Annotated in this window: 13 protein-coding genes; 6 read left to right on the top strand and 7 right to left on the bottom strand. The window is 62.1% G+C overall.

The features are described from left to right. The first annotated feature begins 228 nt into the window (after positions 1 to 228). The 3 genes from HY852_RS26950 to HY852_RS26940 are packed head-to-tail and all read left to right on the top strand — an operon-like array spanning position 229 to position 4897. The gene (locus HY852_RS26950; protein ID WP_291608005.1) at positions 229 to 2028 is read left to right on the top strand and encodes an FAD-dependent oxidoreductase; all 1800 of its coding nucleotides are present in this window, start codon (positions 229 to 231) and stop codon (positions 2026 to 2028) included. After that, a complete protein-coding gene (locus HY852_RS26945) occupies positions 1998 to 3845 on the top strand; it encodes a 2-oxoacid:acceptor oxidoreductase subunit alpha (RefSeq protein WP_291608004.1) in 1848 nt (615 codons plus the stop codon). The genes HY852_RS26950 and HY852_RS26945 overlap by 31 nt, the downstream gene beginning before the upstream one ends. Continuing rightward, positions 3842 to 4897, top strand: a complete 1056-nt coding sequence (locus HY852_RS26940) for a 2-oxoacid:ferredoxin oxidoreductase subunit beta (RefSeq protein WP_291608003.1) — start codon at positions 3842 to 3844, stop codon at positions 4895 to 4897. Before HY852_RS26945 ends, HY852_RS26940 begins: the two co-directional genes overlap by 4 nt. An 88-nt stretch (positions 4898 to 4985) precedes the next feature. Here HY852_RS26940 and HY852_RS26935 read toward each other — a convergent pair whose 3' ends face one another. The 4 genes from HY852_RS26935 to HY852_RS26925 all read right to left on the bottom strand — a co-directional run bounded on the left by HY852_RS26935 (position 4986) and on the right by HY852_RS26925 (position 10411). Continuing rightward, positions 4986 to 7658 carry a TonB-dependent receptor gene (locus HY852_RS26935; protein WP_291608002.1) on the bottom strand — a complete coding sequence of 891 codons (2673 nt, stop codon included), beginning with the start codon at positions 7656 to 7658 and terminating at the stop codon, positions 4986 to 4988. Positions 7659 to 7676: 18 nt separating this feature from the next. Beyond that, on the bottom strand, positions 7677 to 8177 hold the full coding sequence (locus HY852_RS28015; protein ID WP_367116428.1) for a DUF2946 family protein: 501 nt from the start codon (positions 8175 to 8177) through the stop codon (positions 7677 to 7679). A gap of 248 nt (positions 8178 to 8425) precedes the next feature. Further along, positions 8426 to 8845, bottom strand: coding sequence for a DUF4399 domain-containing protein (locus tag HY852_RS26930; RefSeq protein ID WP_291608001.1), 420 nt, complete (start codon positions 8843 to 8845; stop codon positions 8426 to 8428). An 18-nt stretch (positions 8846 to 8863) separates the two neighbouring features. Beyond that, the gene (locus tag HY852_RS26925) at positions 8864 to 10411 is read right to left on the bottom strand and encodes an SUMF1/EgtB/PvdO family nonheme iron enzyme (protein ID WP_291607999.1); all 1548 of its coding nucleotides are present in this window, start codon (positions 10409 to 10411) and stop codon (positions 8864 to 8866) included. 294 nt (positions 10412 to 10705) lie between these two features. On the opposite strand from HY852_RS26925, the gene HY852_RS26920 reads away from it, so the two are divergent. The 3 genes from HY852_RS26920 to HY852_RS26910 all read left to right on the top strand — a co-directional run bounded on the left by HY852_RS26920 (position 10706) and on the right by HY852_RS26910 (position 12503). Continuing rightward, the gene (locus HY852_RS26920) at positions 10706 to 11281 is read left to right on the top strand and encodes a hypothetical protein (RefSeq protein WP_291608113.1); all 576 of its coding nucleotides are present in this window, start codon (positions 10706 to 10708) and stop codon (positions 11279 to 11281) included. A 133-nt stretch (positions 11282 to 11414) separates the two neighbouring features. Next, a complete protein-coding gene (locus HY852_RS26915; RefSeq protein ID WP_291607998.1) occupies positions 11415 to 12020 on the top strand; it encodes a hypothetical protein in 606 nt (201 codons plus the stop codon). Positions 12021 to 12053: 33 nt separating this feature from the next. Then, on the top strand, positions 12054 to 12503 hold the full coding sequence (locus HY852_RS26910; RefSeq protein ID WP_291607997.1) for a DsrE family protein: 450 nt from the start codon (positions 12054 to 12056) through the stop codon (positions 12501 to 12503). 25 nt (positions 12504 to 12528) lie between these two features. Here the strand turns inward: HY852_RS26910 and HY852_RS26905 are convergent, their stop codons facing one another. Genes HY852_RS26905 through HY852_RS26895 form a run of 3 tightly spaced genes read right to left on the bottom strand, consistent with a single transcriptional unit; the run spans position 12529 to position 17310 of the window. Then, the gene (locus tag HY852_RS26905; RefSeq protein WP_291608112.1) at positions 12529 to 14064 is read right to left on the bottom strand and encodes a SpoVR family protein; all 1536 of its coding nucleotides are present in this window, start codon (positions 14062 to 14064) and stop codon (positions 12529 to 12531) included. A 5-nt stretch (positions 14065 to 14069) separates the two neighbouring features. After that, entirely contained in the window at positions 14070 to 15347 is a 1278-nt protein-coding gene (locus HY852_RS26900; protein WP_291608111.1) for a YeaH/YhbH family protein, read from the bottom strand. A gap of 19 nt (positions 15348 to 15366) precedes the next feature. Continuing rightward, on the bottom strand, positions 15367 to 17310 hold the full coding sequence (locus tag HY852_RS26895) for a PrkA family serine protein kinase (protein ID WP_291607996.1): 1944 nt from the start codon (positions 17308 to 17310) through the stop codon (positions 15367 to 15369). Positions 17311 to 17663: the final 353 nt, after the last annotated feature.

Here is a 17663-nt window from a genome sequence, read left to right as displayed (position 1 = left end):
CCGCCTTCAGTTGCTGCACTGCCGAAAACATTAAGCCAATATGAACGCAAAAAACGCGCAGCACATATGAAAGCTGATGATCGTGCAAATTTGCCTTTGTGCATCATCTTGAATGGATCTAATAAGGTAAGTCTATGATCCAATTCGGAAACCTCATGAGCGCATGGTAGGCGCTCGTCAGCTCAAACAAGGCCGCCCGGGCCTTAGGCCTGTGCGGACAGGGTAGGAATGAAACCGACCGATATCTCGGCTCCCGACTACTTCCATAAGGTAGTCGATTGCCAGTGGGCCTGTCCCGCGCATACCCCCGTTCCCGAATATATCCGATTGATCGCACAGGGCCGCTACAGCGACGCCTACATGATCAATTGGAAGTCGAATGTGTTCCCCGGCATCCTCGGGCGCACCTGCGACCGTCCGTGCGAGCCAGCCTGCCGGCGCGGGCGAGTCGAGGAAACTCCGGTTGCGATCTGCCGCCTCAAGCGCGTTGCCGCCGATTTCAAGGATGACATCAAACAGCGCCTGCCGCACCCAGGCCCGAAGAATGGCAAGCGCATCGCGCTGGTCGGCGGCGGACCCGCCTCGTTGACGGTAGCGCGAGATCTCGCTCCGCTCGGATATCACTGCACCGTGTTCGATGCCGACCCGCAGGCCGGCGGCATGATGCGCACGCAGATCCCGAAATTCCGGCTGCCTGATTCGGTGATCGACGAGGAGACCGGCTACATCCTCTCGGTCGGCGTCGAGTTCAAGGGCGGCCACCGCATCGAGAGCCTGAAGAAGCTCATGGCCCAGAACTATGACGCCATCTTCGTCGGCTCCGGCGCGCCGCGCGGGCGCGAGCTCGACATTCCGGGCCGCAAGGAAGCGGCCAGCAACATCCATATCGGCATCGACTGGCTTTCCTCCGTCTCGTTCGGCCACATCGACAAGATCGGCAAGCGCGTGATCGTGCTCGGCGGCGGCAACACGGCGATGGACTGCTGCCGCACCGCGCGCCGCCTCGGCGGCCATGACGTCAAGGTGATCGTGCGTTCCGGCTTCGAGGAGATGAAGGCGTCGCCCTGGGAGAAGGAAGACGCCATCAGCGAGGACATTCCGATCCTCAATTACCTGGTGCCGGTCTCCTTCAATCACGACAAAGGCAAGCTCACCGGCGTCACCTTCCAGAAGGTTCGCGCCGAATACGACGCCAAGGGCCGCCGCAGCCTCGTCCCCTCCGGCGAGCCGGACCAGACCTTCGCATGCGACGACGTGCTGGTCGCGGTCGGCCAGGAGAACGCCTTTCCCTGGATCGAGCGTGATTGCGGCATCGAGTTCGACAAATGGGGCATGCCCAAGGTCGACCCCAAGACCATGGCCTCGACCAACCCGAAGGTGTTCTTCGGCGGCGACGCCGCGTTCGGGCCGAAGAACATCATCTGGGCGGTCGCCCACGGCCACGACGCCGCGCTGTCGATCCACAGGCTGCTGTCCGGCGAGGACATCAAGGAGCGGCCGCTGCCCGAAGTGCACGTCACCTCGCAGAAGATGGGCATTCACGAGTGGAGCTACGACAACGACGTCTCCACCGAGAAGCGCTTCAAGGTGCCGCATCGCGACAAGGTGGTGGCGCTGAAGGACATCCGCGCCGAGGTCGAGCTCGGCTACGACGTCAAGCTGGCGCTCGGCGAGGCGCATCGCTGCCTGAACTGCGACGTACAGACCGTGTTCAGCACCCCGCTCTGCATCGAGTGCGACGCCTGCGTCGACATCTGCCCGATGGACTGCATCACCTTCACGAAGAATGGCGAGGAAGCCGACCTGCGCCAGCGCCTGAAGGCCCCCGCGCTGCACCCGAGCCAGGACCTCTACGTCTCGCCCGATCTGAAAACGGGCCGCGTGATGGTGAAGGACGAGGACGTCTGCCTGCACTGCGGGCTGTGTGCCGAGCGCTGCCCCACCGGCGCGTGGGACATGCAGAAATACTATATCGAAATGACTCACGCAGGATCATCATGCCCGACCAAAAGCCGATCAGCAGCGTAAACGACTTCGTCGTCCGCTTTGCCAACGTCAACGGCTCGGGTTCGGCCAGCGCCAACGAGCTGTTCGCCCGTTCGATCCTGCGTCACGGCGTGCCGGTGTCGCCGCGCAACATCTTCCCGTCCAACATCCAGGGTCTGCCGACCTGGTACGAGGTGCGGGTGACCGAACAGGGCCATCTCGGCGCCCGCGGCGGCGTCGACATGATGGTGGCGATGAATCCTCAGACCTGGGACAAGGACGTCGCCTCGATCGAGCCCGGCGGCTACCTTTTCTATGATTCCACCAAGCCGATGCCGTCGACCAGGTTCCGCGACGACATCACGGTGGTCGGCGTGCCGCTGACCGCGATCACCAACTCCACCTATAGCGATCCGCGCCAACGCCAGCTGTTCAAGAACATCATCTACCTCGGCGCGCTCTGCGCTCTGTTCGACATGGATCCCAAGCTGATCGAGCAGCTGATCGGCGAGCAGTACAAGGGCAAGGAGAAGCTGCTCTCCTCCAACATCCACGCGCTGCATCTGGGCCGCGATTGGGCCCTGCAGAACCTGAAATGCCCGATCGGCCTGCGCGTGAGGAAAGCCGACAAGGTCGGCGACCGCATCTTCATCGAAGGCAACAACGCCGCCGCGCTCGGCGCGGTCTATGGCGGCGCCACGGTCTGCGCCTGGTACCCGATCACGCCGTCCTCGTCGGTGGCCGAGGCGTTTACGAACCACTGCAAGAAGTATCGCCACGATCCGGCGACCGGAAAGGCCAAGTACGCCATCGTCCAGGCCGAGGACGAACTGGCCTCGATCGGTGTGGTGATCGGCGCCTCCTGGAACGGCGCGCGCGCCTTTACCGCGACCTCGGGCCCCGGCATCTCGCTGATGACCGAGTTCATCGGCCTGTCCTATTTCGCCGAGATCCCCGCCGTCATCATGAACGTGCAGCGCGCCGGACCCTCGACCGGCATGCCGACGCGCACCCAGCAATGCGACATCCTCGCCTGCGCCTATGCCTCGCACGGCGACACCAAGCATGTTCTGCTGTTTCCTGAAGACCCGGCCGAAGCTTTCGAGTTCGCGGCCCAGGCCTTCGACCTTGCCGAACGCCTGCAGACCACGATCTTCCTGATGCTCGATCTCGACATCGGCATGAACCACCGGCTGTGCCGGCCGCTGAAGTGGGACGACGCGCGGCAATATGATCGCGGCAAGGTCATGACCGCGGAGATGCTGGAGGAAGGCCGCGACTTCGGCCGCTATCTCGACGTCGACGGCGACGGCATTCCCTACCGCACCTATCCCGGCGCCCACCCGACCAAGGGCTCCTATTTCACCCGCGGCACCTCGCGCGACCGGTACGCGCGCTATTCCGAGGAAGGCCCGGTCTACGCCGACAACATGCAGCGCCTGATGCGCAAGTTCGAGACGGCGCAGGACCTCGTGCCGCGGCCGCTGCAGGCCAATGCGCCCAAGTCGACCAAATATGGTGTGATCTATTTCGGCTCGACCTCGCCCGCCATGGACGAGGCCATCGAACTGCTCGAGAAGCGCGGGCACCTGCTCGACCGGATGCGCATCCGCGCCTTCCCGTTCCATTCCAGCGTCGCGAGCTTCATCGCCGAGCACGACTTCGTCTACGTGGTCGAGCAGAACCGCGACAGCCAGCTGCGCTCTCTGATCGTCAACGAGAACGGCATCGATCCCGTCCGCCTGGTGCCCATCGTGCACTACGACGGCTCGCCGATCACCGCGCGCTTCATCGCCAAATCCATCGGCGACCACCAGGATCATCTGAAGGTGACTCCGCTCCGCAAGGCCGTGTCATGACCTACATCGCCAAACCGAAATTCCATCATCCCGGCCTGCCGAAGAACGACCTCGGCTACACACGGCGCGACTACGAGGGCAAGATCTCGACGCTGTGCGCCGGCTGCGGCCACGACTCGATCACCGCCGCGATCATCGAGGCCTGCTACGAGCTCTCGATCGAGCCGCACCGTGTCGCCAAGATCTCCGGCATCGGCTGCTCCTCCAAGACGCCGGACTACTTCCTCGGCAATTCGCACGGCTTCAACTCGGTGCACGGCCGCATGCCCTCGGTGCTCACCGGCGCCAATCTCGCCAACCGCGACCTGATCTATCTCGGCGTCTCCGGCGACGGCGACTCCGCCTCCATCGGGTTCGGACAGTTCGCGCATTCGATCCGGCGCGGCGTCAACATGACCTACATCGTCGAAAACAACGGCGTCTACGGCCTGACCAAGGGGCAGTTCTCCGCGACCGCCGACCGCGGCTCGAAGTCCAAGAAGGGCATCACCAACACCGACAATGCGATCGACCTGGTGGCGATCGCGCTGCAGCTGGGAGCGACGTTCGTGGCGCGCAGCTTCTCCGGCGACAAGAGCCAGCTCGTGCCGCTCATCGCAGCCGCCATCCGCCACAAGGGCGCGTCCTTCATCGACGTCATCAGCCCCTGCGTCACCTTCAACAATCACGCCGGATCGACCAAGAGTTTCGACTATGTCCGCGAGCACAATGACGCGGTGAACCGTCTCGACGTGCTGATCGGCCGCGAGCCGATCACCGTCGATTACGCCCCGGGTACGGTCCAGGTGGTGGAGCAGCACGACGGCAGCAGGATCGCGCTGCGCAAGATCGACGCCGACTACGAGCCGCACGACCGGGTGGGTGCGATGACCTTCCTGCAGAAGCACGCCGCCAAAGGCCAGATCGTCACCGGGCTGCTCTACGTCGACCCGGACGCGGAAGACCTTCACGAGCATCTCAACACCGTGGAGAAGCCGCTGAACCGGCTGGAGGCTGACGATCTCTGCCCGGGCTCGGCCGTGCTGGACAAGTTCAACGCTGGCCTGCGGTGACGGGCTGCAGGCGCAACCCTCACCGCGTTATGCGCGATCTCCTATCAAGCCCTCCGCACTCCGGCGGGATGGTCGGCCGGCGTATCGCTCAGAACTCCATATTAGCACCCAGGTAGAACGAGCGTCCGGGACCGGGAACACCCGTCCCCCACATCGTCGTGGTACCCGATGTCCCGCTACCTACCGGCGCAACATTCCCGGCTTCCTTGTTGAACGACATTGTTGCGCCTTCTCCGACATAGGCGCCGCCAAGCGGCAGGTAATAGAGCCTGTTGAACAGGTTCTCCACGCCGAAGCTGATGCGCAGCTTTTGCCACGTATAGTTTCCGCGCAGGTTGACCAGGCTGTAGCCCGGTATCCTGAGTTCGTTGCGTGCAGCGGAAACGTCAGACTTGTCCTTCACCATCACGAGCTCGATGCCATTGTCCCAGCCGTCCAGCTTATGAGTCAGCGTCAGCTTGGCGTTGAGCGGCATGATGTTGTAAAGGCCGTCGCCGGTGTCGAGGTTCCTGCCGTTGGTGTAGCTGAGCACACCCTTCAATCCAAAGGCACCAATGCTGGTTTGGGCGAGCGGCACCTTTCCTGACAGGTCGAAGCCGAAGAGACGCGCCTCCTGGTTCATGTATTTCATGATCACGAACTGGTTGAGGGCAGCAGGAACAGCGGCTGTGTTAGTGGTGCGGTTCCACTGCACGGCATCGATGTAGTCATGTACGTGAGTGTAGTAGGGCGTAAACCTGATTTCAGTGTCGCGGTTGGCGCTGTGCCACGCACTGGTGAAGCTCACGGTATGAGCCGTCTCGGGTTTCAGATAGGGATTTCCGAGATATCCGTTGCCGTCTCCGACGAAGTTGTTCATTTCGAGAGCCATCACATTGCGTGACCATGAGTAGCGCTCATAGAGGTTCGGCGAACGCATCTTCTGTACCAAGCCGAGTTCGAAGGCGAGGTTGGAGTTTGGGGTGTGTCGGAGAAGGGCCGTCAAGTCGACATTGTTGTCGCTGCGAGCACGATCCATGGCATTGAAATCGGCGCGGGTGCCGACAGAACTCGTCTCGTACATGTTTTTCATAAATCCGAACGTCAGCGGAGTGGTGCTTGTGTTGTAGCCGACCACCGGGCCGGTATCCGTGTCCACTCGTTCGAACCGGACACCCAGCAGTGAGAGCCAGCTTTCATTCCACTTTGTCTCCCACTCGGTGAAAACCCCGGCCCGATCCCGCTTGCCGTTGTTGATGTTCCAGAAAGTCAGCGGCGCCATGCCGCCGATGCAGTTACCGACGCCGCAGTCCGGTGCCGGCGGCCACCAGTCGTCGAGACGGTAGGTTTGCAGGTCGAAGCCGACGCGGAGCACGTCGCGGGAGGTCAGCCTGATATCCGCCTTGGAAGACGCGCCGGTCGTCTTGCTGGCGGTGTACATCGGCATCCCGAGGACCGGATAGGATCCGCCCGACGTGTTCGGCGGGTTCAATGTGCCGTACGAAAACAGCTTGTCCTTGCCGAAATCCATGTAGTGATCGACGGTCTGGTGATAGGCGCGAGCCTCCAGATCACCCCAGGCAAAGTTGCCAAGATACCGCAGATTGAAGCTGTATGCGGTGTTGCCGAGCATATCCATGCGCTGGTTCGGATACAGCTGGTAGGGCACCTCCTGCACGCCAACCTTGAACTCCACAAGGTGGTTCTCTTTTTTCCATGCAAGGCCCAACAAGTGGTTCCGCGTTTCGTAGGCTGACGAGCCGACCTCATTTGATGGAAGCACGGGCGTAATGGAGCTGCTCAAGGGAAACTTCTTGAAGTTCCCGCCGGCCGTGTAGTTGTCGGACCTGGCGATGGCGCCGCTATAGGACACGCTGTAGTTTTCCGTCGCCATGGTCGCCGAAAGATTGGCGCCGCGAACATTACCGTTGCTGCGGTAGAACGAGCCTATACTCCCTTTTGTCAGCAGGCTCTGGCCCGGCGCTGCAAACAGCGGGTCCGGTGACGTAACAACGATCGTGCCGCCGAGCGAATCCCCGCCAACGCTCACGGGTGTAATTCCTGCCCAGACCTTGGCCGTAGCGACCTGGCTTGGATCAATGTAGGACAGCGCCGGGTTCATGTGGTTGGGGCACGAGGCAATAGTATCCATGCCATCGACCTTGATCCGCAGACGGTCATCGGCAAGGCCATGGATCGCCGGCAGGCTCGAGGCGCCACCGGCAGTGTAGAGGCTGACGCCCGGCACATCCGAAAACAAGGCTGCCGTATCGCTCGTCGCTGCACGCCTGGAGGCGATTTCTCCGGCCGGAACCGAGGTGCTGCTGAGCGGGGTGGAGAGGCCGTCGGGCGGCACCGGTGTGAACGGCGCGGGGTTGCCTCGAACTGCGGCTGTCCGGGGCGCGACCGTGCGCCGCGCCGCCGCGCGAGGCTTGGGCTTTTGTTGCGGCGCGAACACCGTCACCGGTGGCACGGTGATGGCGGATTGCGACTGCGCTTGCGCCGTTTGAGGTGTGAGCATCACTGACGACATGGCGAGAGCCATCAGGGCCGGCGACGTCAGGACGGTGCTAGAGACAAGGGACCGGCGATGGCCGGACAAGATTAGGGAGAGCATGACTGTTCCTCGAAGCCTGGGTACGGAAACCCGCGTGAGGGCAAGCGCCGTTGCGGCGCGTACCGAAAACGTCGTCGACAGAATGGCCTGGAAGAACTTGCTTCGTAGGCGCGACAACAGCGAACGCCTGAGCGTGGACGCACGGCTTGACAGCAGCGCGTTCAACTGTCCGGCGTGAAGAGTCTAGGCTGTCGTCGGCGGCCCGCGCGCAACGGGCTGATCATGCCCATGAAGATGCGGGGAGAAGAAATCGATCCGCTCGATCGCAATGGTCACGGCAGTCGGCAGCGGCAAAGCCGTGACCGGCGCTTGTGGCATGGTCACGCCACGCCCGAAAACGCACAGGGGGCATTTCGAGCACTGCTTCGATATTGGATCGACGGTATTCGACGAATCGAGGGTATTCGACGAATCGTCGCTTGATGTATGGCAAATGACGGCGGGAGAAGTCGCGTCCAGCACGCCTGCCGCAGCGCTCGCAGAACAAAGCGCCAGCGAAGTCTGGACGATCAGCGCCCACGCGGCGAACCAAACAAGGGCTGCCCCAAACCTCGACAGGAAGCGACGGGAAAGCGATGAAGCAACAAATGTTGGGCGTGGCCGTAAGGGGCTTCGCTTGGTCCCGCGCCTTGCAACAAGGGCACGAGCCGCGCTCTGTCCTCCTCGATGCCCCCAACCCTTCATAAACTTACGCCCCCATACTTTGGACACCCTAAACATTTGAAAGACGACTTGGCAATGGACCACTTCGGGCGTTCGCGCACATCCTGCCTTGCCTGGTGCCTGCCTGACGGAGCGCATCCAAGAAATTGACAATCAAGTGCAAATGACTCGCCTGATCGAGCGACGATCGCGCGACAGTCAGCGGCAACCTTGTTGGCGCGCAGCTTCTCCGGCGGCAAGAGCGAAGGCCCTCGCGTCCGAGCCAGGCTCTACCTGATCTGGATGGTGATCTTCCTGGAGACGACCGGCGGATCGAACGGATAGTGCTTCGCGTCACCCAGCACCAGCTGCAAGGTGTGCGTGCCGCGAGGAAGCTCGAGATAGGTCTCGGTCTGACCGGCCCCGAAATGCAGGTGTGACTTGTCCTGCGGGATCGGCTCCTTGGGATCGAGCGGCTCTTTCACGTTGATCAGCAAATGATGATGGCCGCTGTTCTGGTAATCGTCCCCGGCGTGCGTCACGCCCATGTTGCGCAAGCCGAAGCGGCACCAGAACCCGCCCCTGATCTTCTGGCCGTCGTAAGGTGTAATGAAATACAGCCTGGCATCCTTCGGCGCGGGCCTTCCCTGCGGATAGGCCGCGCCGGAGAACAGCGCGAGCGCCACTGACAGCACGACGCAGCGGATCATCATCTTTCTCCCCGCCTCTCAGGGACTGAGCGCGACGCGGAATCCATGTGTCGGGTAACGAACATTGGTATCGTAACTGTTGCGATTGGCCGGCCGCACATACAGCGCATCGTTCTTCCAGGAACCCGACCGCAGAACATGCGACGCGCAAATCCCTTCCCCCCACGCCGAGCCGTCGGTCGGAGCGCCCTGATAGTTTTTGTGCCAGCAGTCCTCGACCCACTGCTCTACGCCGCCGCCCATATCGTGAAGCCCGAATGGGTTTGGCTTGAAGCTGCCGACCCTGGCTGGTTGCTCGGCGCCGATGTCGCCGCAGTCCTTGCACGCGGCCATGCCGGGCATCAGCCTGTCGCCCCACCAATACTTCGTCTGCGTTCCGCCGCGCGCCGCGTACTCCCATTCGGCCTCGCTCGGAAGGCGATACGGCTTGCCTGTGACCCGGGCCAGCCAGGCGGCGTATTGCTGCGCATCCGTCCAACTGACGTTGGTCACCGGCGCGTCATCCTTGCCGGTTGCTTGAAATGCGCATGCCCTTGCCGCCGCGCATTCATTCCATTCCTTGACGGTGACCGGGTATTTGCCGATCGCGAAAGCCTTGATCGTGACCTGATGAACAGGTCTCTCGCTGGGATCGTCATTGCTGCCCATCGCGAAGCTGCCGCTCCGAATGGCAACCATCTCAGGCTGGCGGACCGGCGCAGCCGCCTGCGTCGGCGCGGCAGCGGGTGACGGAACCGCCGCCGGCGACGGAGCCGCCGAGGGCAAAGGCTGTGGCGGCGACGCCGTCTGGTTCGCCGCCTCGGACGGCGCAGGCGACGGCTTGGGCGATGCTGCCGGAGATACAGCCGGGGCTGCGGCCTGTTCGCTCCCGCCGCTGCGCGGTTGCGCGAGCAGATACCAGAGAACGCCGCTGGCGATCACCAGCAGTGTAAGACCCAACAGAAAGATCAGGATGTTCTCGCGTCGCCTTCGCGTCCTGCCAACGGCGTCGGCATCCGGCAACACGCGATAGACGCTAACCGGATCGGTGATGTTCTTCACCTTGCGCTCGCCCAGCGCCTCGTAGCCGCAAACCACCTTGTGCTTGATCTGTTCGTAGATGGCGCCGGAAATATAGACTTGCCCGGGAACGGCAATGCCCTCGATCCGACTCGCAATATTGACCCCGTCGCCGTAAACGTCGTCCGCCTCGACAATGACGTCGCCGAGATTGACGCCGATCCGATACTCGATCCGGGAATGCTTCGGAAGCAGCGCATTGCGACCAAGCAGGTTTTGCTGGATCACGATGCTGCAGCGGACGGCTTCTACCGGGCTGTCGAAGATCGCGATGAATCCATCGCCGGTCGTCTTGACCAGCTTTCCGTGATGCTCCGCGATGCTGGGCGCGATCAGATCGCGCTCGATCCGCTTGACGCGGTTATGCGTTCCCTCTTCGTCGAGTTGCATCAAGCGACTGTAAGACGCAATGTCGCCGACAATGATCGCAGCGAGCCTGCGCGGCATCCCGCTGCTCGACGATGGCTCCCCCTGGCTCCCCGATCTGAAGCTGCGAACTTCACCCATTGCAGGGTCTCCACAAACTTGCAAACGGCGACGTGAGCTGTCAGCCTCCAACTAACCCTTTTGTTGTCAGCAGGCTACCACAATACCGATTGGCACAAGCCGGCACAACAAAGACGTGCGTCGTCACTTGCGTCTGAGCTTGAAGTTCCACCAGCACAGTCGATCTTCCCCGTGAACTTTTCCACGCCCCCGACGACTAAAGCCCGGATGCAGACCCGGGCCCGGCAACTATCACTTGAGAGCGATTTCTCGACTATGAAGCGCTTCACTTTTCTTGCTCTTCTTACGATTGCCATGCTCGCCTCCCGTGTCTGCGCCGGCTACGCCCAGGAAGTCGACAAGGCCAAGGCGAACGCCTTCACCACCCGGATGTTTGCCGGCGATCCGGGCAAGAAAGCCTATGCCTGCTTTATCCGGCACTACGATGCAGACCACCTCGCGCGCCATCCAGAGCAGAAGGTCGCCGCGATGAAGCTCCTGGCCTTGGCCGAGTACGAGCAGGAAGACAGGAAGCTGCACTATTCCTTCCGGCTCGGGGTCAAGTACCGTCATCGACGCGGTGATTTCGACTCCAGCGGTTCGTGCCGCCATGTTCTCGCTCAAGATAACAGCGATGAAGTCCGCTTCGGGTGCGGCGTGGATTGCGACGGCGGCGGCATCGAGATTGCGCTGTCCAAGGAGGATAAGTCCGCGATCGCTCGCCTCGAGAGCATCCGGATCTGGCAGAACAACAAACCGGATGATGAAGCCGAACACGCCCTCGTTGCCGGCGCCGACGACAAGATCTTCCGCCTCGATCGCACCGACACGCGCGACTGCGCCTCGCTGGTGACCGACCGCAAGGAACTCGCGGCGATCAGGCGCAAGTGATTGGGGGCGTCCGGGACGCCTTCGAGAGCACCATGCGCCTGTGCAGGGACCAACGCGCTTCCATTGAACCTTCTCCACCCTGCCCACGACCAAAGGCGCGGATGGAACCGGTCAGCAAGCTTTCCTGGACCTCATGAAGCGCCTCACCTTGTCTGCTTTTCTCACGATGGCGGCGGTTGCGCTTCAGGGCGGCACCTGCCTTGCCCGGGAGATCGAGAACGCCGAGGCAGACGCCTTCACAGCACGAATGTTTGCCGGCGCTCCTGGCAAGAACGCCTCTGCTTGCTTCGTCCGCCACTACGATGCAGACCGTCTCGCAGATCGTCCCCATGTCGCCGCGATCAAGCTGCTAATCAAGGCTGAGCACGAGGCGAAAGACAATACGCCGTACCACTCCTTCCGACTCGGTGTCGAATACCGACATCGGTCAGGCGAATTCGGCTCCAGGGGCGATTGTGGCCATACGCTTGCTGCCGACAAGAGCGATGAGGTGCGCTTCGTCTGCAATCTTGGCGGTTGCGAAGGCGACGGCCTCGAGATTGCACTGTCCAAGGACGGCAAATCCGTGACCGTTCGCGTCGAGGGTATTTCCATTTGGCACATGTCGCATGAGGAAGCCCAACTCGCCCTCGGTGCCGGCCCCACCGGCAGCACGTTCCGCCTCAATCGCACCGACGCGCGCCGTTGCGCCTCTCTCGCAGCCAACCGCAAGGAGCGCGCGACGACCAGGCGCAACTGATTGATACTGGCTTTGACACCGGGAGAGCACACCATGAACCGACGCAACGCGCTGCGGAGCGCGATATCCGCGCTAGGCGCGACATTCGCGTTTTCCCGCGCCGAGGCTGCGGCCGAGACGCCCTCGGCGGCCAAGCTCAAGGTGGTCTACCACCTGAACGACCTCGACAAGGTCAGCTTCGTGCTCAGCAACATCCAGAACCATATCAACGGCGTGGGCGGGCCCGAGCACGTGACCATCGCACTCGTCATCCATGGCCACGCGCTGCGCGCGTTTCATTCCGCGCGGGCCGCCCCCGACGTCGGCAAGCGTGTCGATCAGTTCGCGAAAGACGGCGTCGAGCTTGCCGCCTGCGGCAACACCATGAAGGGGCAGAACGTCACGTTGAACGACCTGCTGCCCGGCTTCGTCAGCGCGGAAAAAGGCGGTGTCGTGCGCATCGCCGAACTGCAGTCGCAGGGGTATCTCTACCTGCGCCCTTAGCCGGGGACCACGCTTTCAGCCGGCGTTACGCGGCCGCAGGCGCCTGCCGCGGGCTCACCACGTATTCCTTCATCACCTTGTCGGACTGGTCGATCTCGAGCAGCGAGACGTCATAGCTCCAGAGATCGGCAAGGTGCTGGAGCACGCGCCTGGCGTCCGTTTCGTTGAGCTGGGCGCCCTTCACGACGTGGTGGTGCAGCAACAGGCGCCGATCGCCGGCCAGATCGACATCGACGACCTCGATATTGGCATCGATGAAGCCGACGTCGTGCTGCCGGGCCAGTTCGCGCCGCATCCGGCGGAAGCCGCGTTCATCGTGAATGGCGTCCACCCTGATGCCGGCACGCTCTTCCGGATCGTCATGCAGGTGGAACATGCGGAAATGCCGCATCAGGCGCGGGCTCAGGAACTGGCCGATGAAGCTTTCGTCGCGGTAGTTGGCCCAGACGTCCCGCAGCACGCCCATCACGTCGCCCTGGCCGGCGATTTCGGGAAACCACTCGCGATCCTCCTGTTCCGGATTTGTCACGATACGCGCGATATCCTGCATCATGGCGAAGCCGAGCGCATAAGGGTTGAAGCCGGAGAAGCGCGGATCGTCGAATTCCGGCTGGAACACCACGCTGGTGTGCGACTGCAGGAATTCGAGGAAATTGCCGTCGGAAATGCGGCCCTGCTCGTGCAGCCGGCTCATGATCCGGTAGTGCACATAGGTCGCCGTCCCTTCGTTCATGACCTTGGTCTGGCTCTGCGGATAGAAGTACTGCGCGATGTGGCGGACGATCCTGAGCAGTTCGCGCTGCCAGGGCTGCAGGCGCGGCGCGCTCTTCTCCAGGAAGTAGAGCAGGTTCTCCTGCGGCAGTCCGAGCAGCTTGCGTCGGCGTTCGACGTTCAGGGTGGCCGCGCTCTTCGCGGGACCCGAGGGAACGGTCCGCCACAGATCGTTGAACACTTCCTCCTCGTGGCGCCGGCGCTGCCCCGCCCGCTTCTCTTCCGCGCGCAGGTCGAGCTTCTTCTTGCCGGGATAGCGGTCGATGCCGTGGGACATCAGGGCATGCGCGGCGTCGAGCGTCCGCTCGACGGCCCGGCGGCCATGGCGCTCCTCGCAGTGCGCCACGTAGTTCTTGGCGAAGTCGAGATAATCGAGAATGCCGTCCGCGTCGGTCCACTGCTTGAACAGATAATTGTTCTTGAAGAAATGGTTGTGCCCGAACGCCGCGTGCGCGATCACCAATGCCTGCATGGTCGCCGTGTTTTCCTCCATCAGATAGGAAATGCAGGGCGAGGAATTGATCACGATCTCATAGGCCAGGCCCATGAGCCCCTTGCGGTAGGAAGCCTCGTGGAAGGCGAAGTGCTTGCCGAACGACCAATGCTTGTAGAACAGCGGCATGCCGACGGAGGAATAGGCGTCGAGCATCTGCTCGGCGGTGATGACCTCGATCTGGTTCGGGTACACGTCGAGTCCGAGTTCGGACCGCGCGACCCCCTCGCAAGCATCGTGGATGCGCTGAACGGTTGGAAAATCCCAATCCGCCCCCTCGAACAACAGCCCCGTCATTCCCGTCATGGCGCGACTTTCTCCTGCTGTCCGCGACGCTGGAACAGGTCATGGAACACCGGAAAGATCTCGCTGCGCTCGCTCACCTTGCGCATCGAGAGCGGCGCTCCGCCGCTGCGCAAGCGATCATAGAGCGACCACAGCGCCGAGTCGGACAGATCAAAGGCGCTGCCGCCGGATTCACCGACCTCCAGGTAGGCAAAGAACTGGCATACGGGGAGAATCTTTTCGGTCAGAAGCAGGCCTGCCAGTTCGCCGTCCGAATAGGAATTGTCGCCGTCGGAAGCCTGCGCCGCGTAGATGTTCCAGTCCGACGGGCTGAAGCGCTCCCTGACAATGTCGTGCATGGCCTGGAGTGCGCTCGACACCAGGGTGCCGCCCGATGCCGGCCCGTAGAAGAAGGTGTGTTCGTCGACCTCCTCGGCGCGGTCGGTGTGGCGGATGAACACGATTTCGACATGGCGATAGCGCCGCTTCAGGAACACGTAGAGCAGCATATAGAAGCGCTTGGCGAGATCCTTCATGTGCTCGGACATCGAGCCAGAGACATCCATCAGGCAGAACATCACTGCCTGGGCCACGGGTTTCGGCACGGTCTCAAAGCGCCGGTACCGGATATCGATCGGATCGATGAACGGGATCCGCTTCGCCTTGGCCTTGAGTTGATCGAGCGTGACCATCAGTTCGGCCCGCCGCTTCTCATCCTCGCATTCGGAGAGTTCGGCCTCGAGCTGCTCGATCTCCTGCTTGCGCGGCCGGCGCAAGGCGACGCGACGCAACAAGGCAAGCCGTACCGTCCGGCTGATCGAGATGTTGGCGGGGGAGCCTGACGTCGTGTAGCCGGCGCGCTGGCTGCCTTCGCTCTCGGTCTCGGCGATCTTGCGCTTGGCAAGGTCCGGCAGTTCGAGGTCATCCAGGAACAGGTCGACGAATTCGTCGCGACTCAGGACGAAACGGAAAGCATCCTCGCTGTCGCCCTCGCCGGGACCGGAGTCCCTTGCTCCGCCGCCTTCGCCCGAGCGCGGAAGATAGTCGCCCTCGATGAACTTCTTGTTCCCCGGCAGGACCATGTCGCGAATGCCGCCTTGGCGGCGGAAACGCGGCTCGTGCATGCCGTCGAGCGGGATGGACACTTCACCGCCCTCCAGGACATCCTTGATGTCGCGCTCCTGCGACGTCTTCTTGACGGCGCCCTGCACCAGGGACTTGGCGCGCCGCAAGAACCGCTGACGATTCTCGAGACTCTTGCCGCCTGGATTCAGGCGCCGATCAATGATGTGAATGGCCACGTCCGCATCCGCCTCAACCGGCTTGTTTCACCCGCATGTACCACTCGACGAGCCGACGGACCTGTCGTTCGGTGTAACCGCGCTCGACCATCCGCGCGACAAACTCGCCGTGCTTCTTCTCGGTCTCGCCGTCCTTCTTGGAGCCGAACGAGATCACCGGAAGCAGATCCTCGACCTGCGAGAATATCCGTTTCTCGATCACGTCGCGAATCTTCTCGTAGCTCGTCCAGCTCGGATTCTTGCCTCCATTCTGGGCTCGGGCTCTCAACGAGAACTTGACGACTTCGTTGCGGAAGTCCTTCGGGTTCGCAATCCCCGCCGGCTTTTCGATCTTGGTCAGTTCCTGGTTCAAGAGCTCGCGGTCGAGCAGTTGTCCGGTGTCGGGATCCTTGAAATCCTGATCCTCGATCCAGGCATCGGCGTAGTCGACGTAGCGATCGAACAGGTTCTGGCCGTAATCCGAATAGGATTCGAGATAAGCCTTCTGGATCTCGTGGCCAATGAACTCGGCGTAGCGCGGCGCAAGTTCCGCCTTGATGAACTCGAGATATCGCTTCTCGACCTCTTCGGGCAGCTGTTCGCGCCGGATCGCCTGCTCGAGCGCATACATCAGGTGCACGGCGTCGGCAGCAACCTCCTGCGGATCGTGGTTGAACGTCGCGGCCATGATCTTGAAAGCAAAGCGGGTGGAAACGCCGTCCATGCCCTCGTCGACACCGGCGGCGTCCCTGTATTCCTGAACGCTGCGCGCCTTGGGGTCGGATTCTTTCAGGCTTTCGCCGTCATAGACCCGCATCTTGGCAACCAACGTGGAATTTTCGTGCTTGCGCAGCCGCGACATCACCGAGAAACGAGCCAGCGTCTCCAGGGTCGCCGGCGCGCACGGCGCGGCGGCGAGTTCGGAACCCTGGATCAGCTTCTCGTAGATCTTCTGCTCTTCGGTAACGCGCAGGCAGTACGGCACCTTGATGACGCAGATGCGGTCGATGAAGGCCTCGTTGTTCTTGTTGGCCTTGAAGCTCTGCCATTCGGCCTCGTTCGAGTGCGCGAGGATGATGCCGCTGAAGGGAATGGCGCCGATGTTCTCGGTGCCGATGTAGTTGCCCTCCTGCGTTGCCGTCAGCAGCGGGTGCAGCATCTTGATCGGCGCCTTGAACATCTCGACGAATTCGAGAATGCCCTGGTTGGAGCGATTGAGACCGCCGGAATAGCTGTAGGCATCCGGATCGTTCTGCGCATAGGTCTCCAGCTTGCGGATATCGACCTTGCCGACCAGGGAGGAGATGTCCTGGTTGTTCTCGTCGCCCGGCTCGGTCTTGGCGATCGCAATCTGCCGCAGCCGCGACGGCTGGATCTTGGCAACGCGAAATTGCGAGATGTCGCCGCCGAACGATTCGAGCCGCTTGTAGCACCACGGGCTCATCAGACCCGTGAGACGGCGGCGCGGAATGCCGTACTTCTCCTCGAGCATCGGCCCGAGCTGATCCGGATCGAACAGGCTGAGCGGGCTCTCGAACACCGGGCTGAGCTCGTCGCCGGCCTTCAGCACGTAGATCGGATGGATTTCCATCAGCGACTTGAGCCGCTCGGCAAGCGAGGACTTTCCGCCGCCGACAGGGCCGAGCAGATAGAGGATCTGCTTGCGCTCCTCCAGCCCCTGGGCCGCGTGCCGGAAGAAGCCGACGATCCGCTCGATCGTTTCCTCCATGCCGTAGAAGCCCGCAAACGCAGGATAGGTGCGGATCGTGCGGTTCAAAAAGATACGGCCAAGGCGTGGGTCCTTGGCCGTGTCGATCATCTGCGGTTCACCAATCGCAGCTAGTAGTCGTTCGGCCGCGTTCGCGTATAGCATCGGATCGCTTCGACACGATTCCAGATATTCCGCCATCGACATGTCGCTCTGGCTTCGGGCCTCGAATGACCGAACGAAAGCGTTGAATAGAGAATCGTTGTACATGATCCCTCTCCACGTAGGTTCCGCTTGTGAAACGAACCGAGCTACCGGACTGTTCCTTGTGTCCGTCGCGAATCACCGTGAGCGAATGCAACTCATTGGACACCCGGGGCACATCGCCACGCAATCCACTACGCAGGCACCGCGTGAGTTACAAACAAGCACTTGCCCGCTTTTTGAGCGAAAGCATCTCGGAAGACGCTAAATTCCCGCAAATGTCGCCGCCTCGCAACATCCGGGTTTTTCCGGGCCCCGTTCCATTCACGAAGCTAGCGCCGGCCGCACGGCGAACTTATGACGGTAGGGAACTTTGCGGCGCATCACCGCGCCGAGGCGGCGTTCGTTCTGCTGCATTG

This window comes from Bradyrhizobium sp. (assembly GCF_016213215.1).
Classification (GTDB): domain Bacteria; phylum Pseudomonadota; class Alphaproteobacteria; order Rhizobiales; family Xanthobacteraceae; genus Bradyrhizobium.
Note: the sequence above shows the minus strand (reverse complement) of the source record. Positions and strands in the feature narration are given on the sequence as shown.

Excerpts from the sequence above, each read along its gene's own strand:
- HY852_RS26920 (WP_291608113.1), top strand. The coding sequence starts at position 10,706 with ATGCTCGCCTCCCGTGTCTGCGCCGGCTACGCCCAGGAAGTCGACAAG.
- HY852_RS26895 (WP_291607996.1), bottom strand. The coding sequence starts at position 17,310 with ATGTACAACGATTCTCTATTCAACGCTTTCGTTCGGTCATTCGAGGCC.
- HY852_RS26915 (WP_291607998.1), top strand. The coding sequence starts at position 11,415 with ATGAAGCGCCTCACCTTGTCTGCTTTTCTCACGATGGCGGCGGTTGCG.
- HY852_RS26930 (WP_291608001.1), bottom strand. The coding sequence starts at position 8,845 with ATGATCCGCTGCGTCGTGCTGTCAGTGGCGCTCGCGCTGTTCTCCGGC.
- HY852_RS26940 (WP_291608003.1), top strand. The coding sequence starts at position 3,842 with ATGACCTACATCGCCAAACCGAAATTCCATCATCCCGGCCTGCCGAAG.
- HY852_RS26925 (WP_291607999.1), bottom strand. The coding sequence starts at position 10,411 with ATGGGTGAAGTTCGCAGCTTCAGATCGGGGAGCCAGGGGGAGCCATCG.
- HY852_RS28015 (WP_367116428.1), bottom strand. The coding sequence starts at position 8,177 with ATGAAGGGTTGGGGGCATCGAGGAGGACAGAGCGCGGCTCGTGCCCTT.
- HY852_RS26905 (WP_291608112.1), bottom strand. The coding sequence starts at position 14,064 with ATGACGGGGCTGTTGTTCGAGGGGGCGGATTGGGATTTTCCAACCGTT.
- HY852_RS26910 (WP_291607997.1), top strand. The coding sequence starts at position 12,054 with ATGAACCGACGCAACGCGCTGCGGAGCGCGATATCCGCGCTAGGCGCG.
- HY852_RS26950 (WP_291608005.1), top strand. The coding sequence starts at position 229 with ATGAAACCGACCGATATCTCGGCTCCCGACTACTTCCATAAGGTAGTC.
- HY852_RS26945 (WP_291608004.1), top strand. The coding sequence starts at position 1,998 with ATGCCCGACCAAAAGCCGATCAGCAGCGTAAACGACTTCGTCGTCCGC.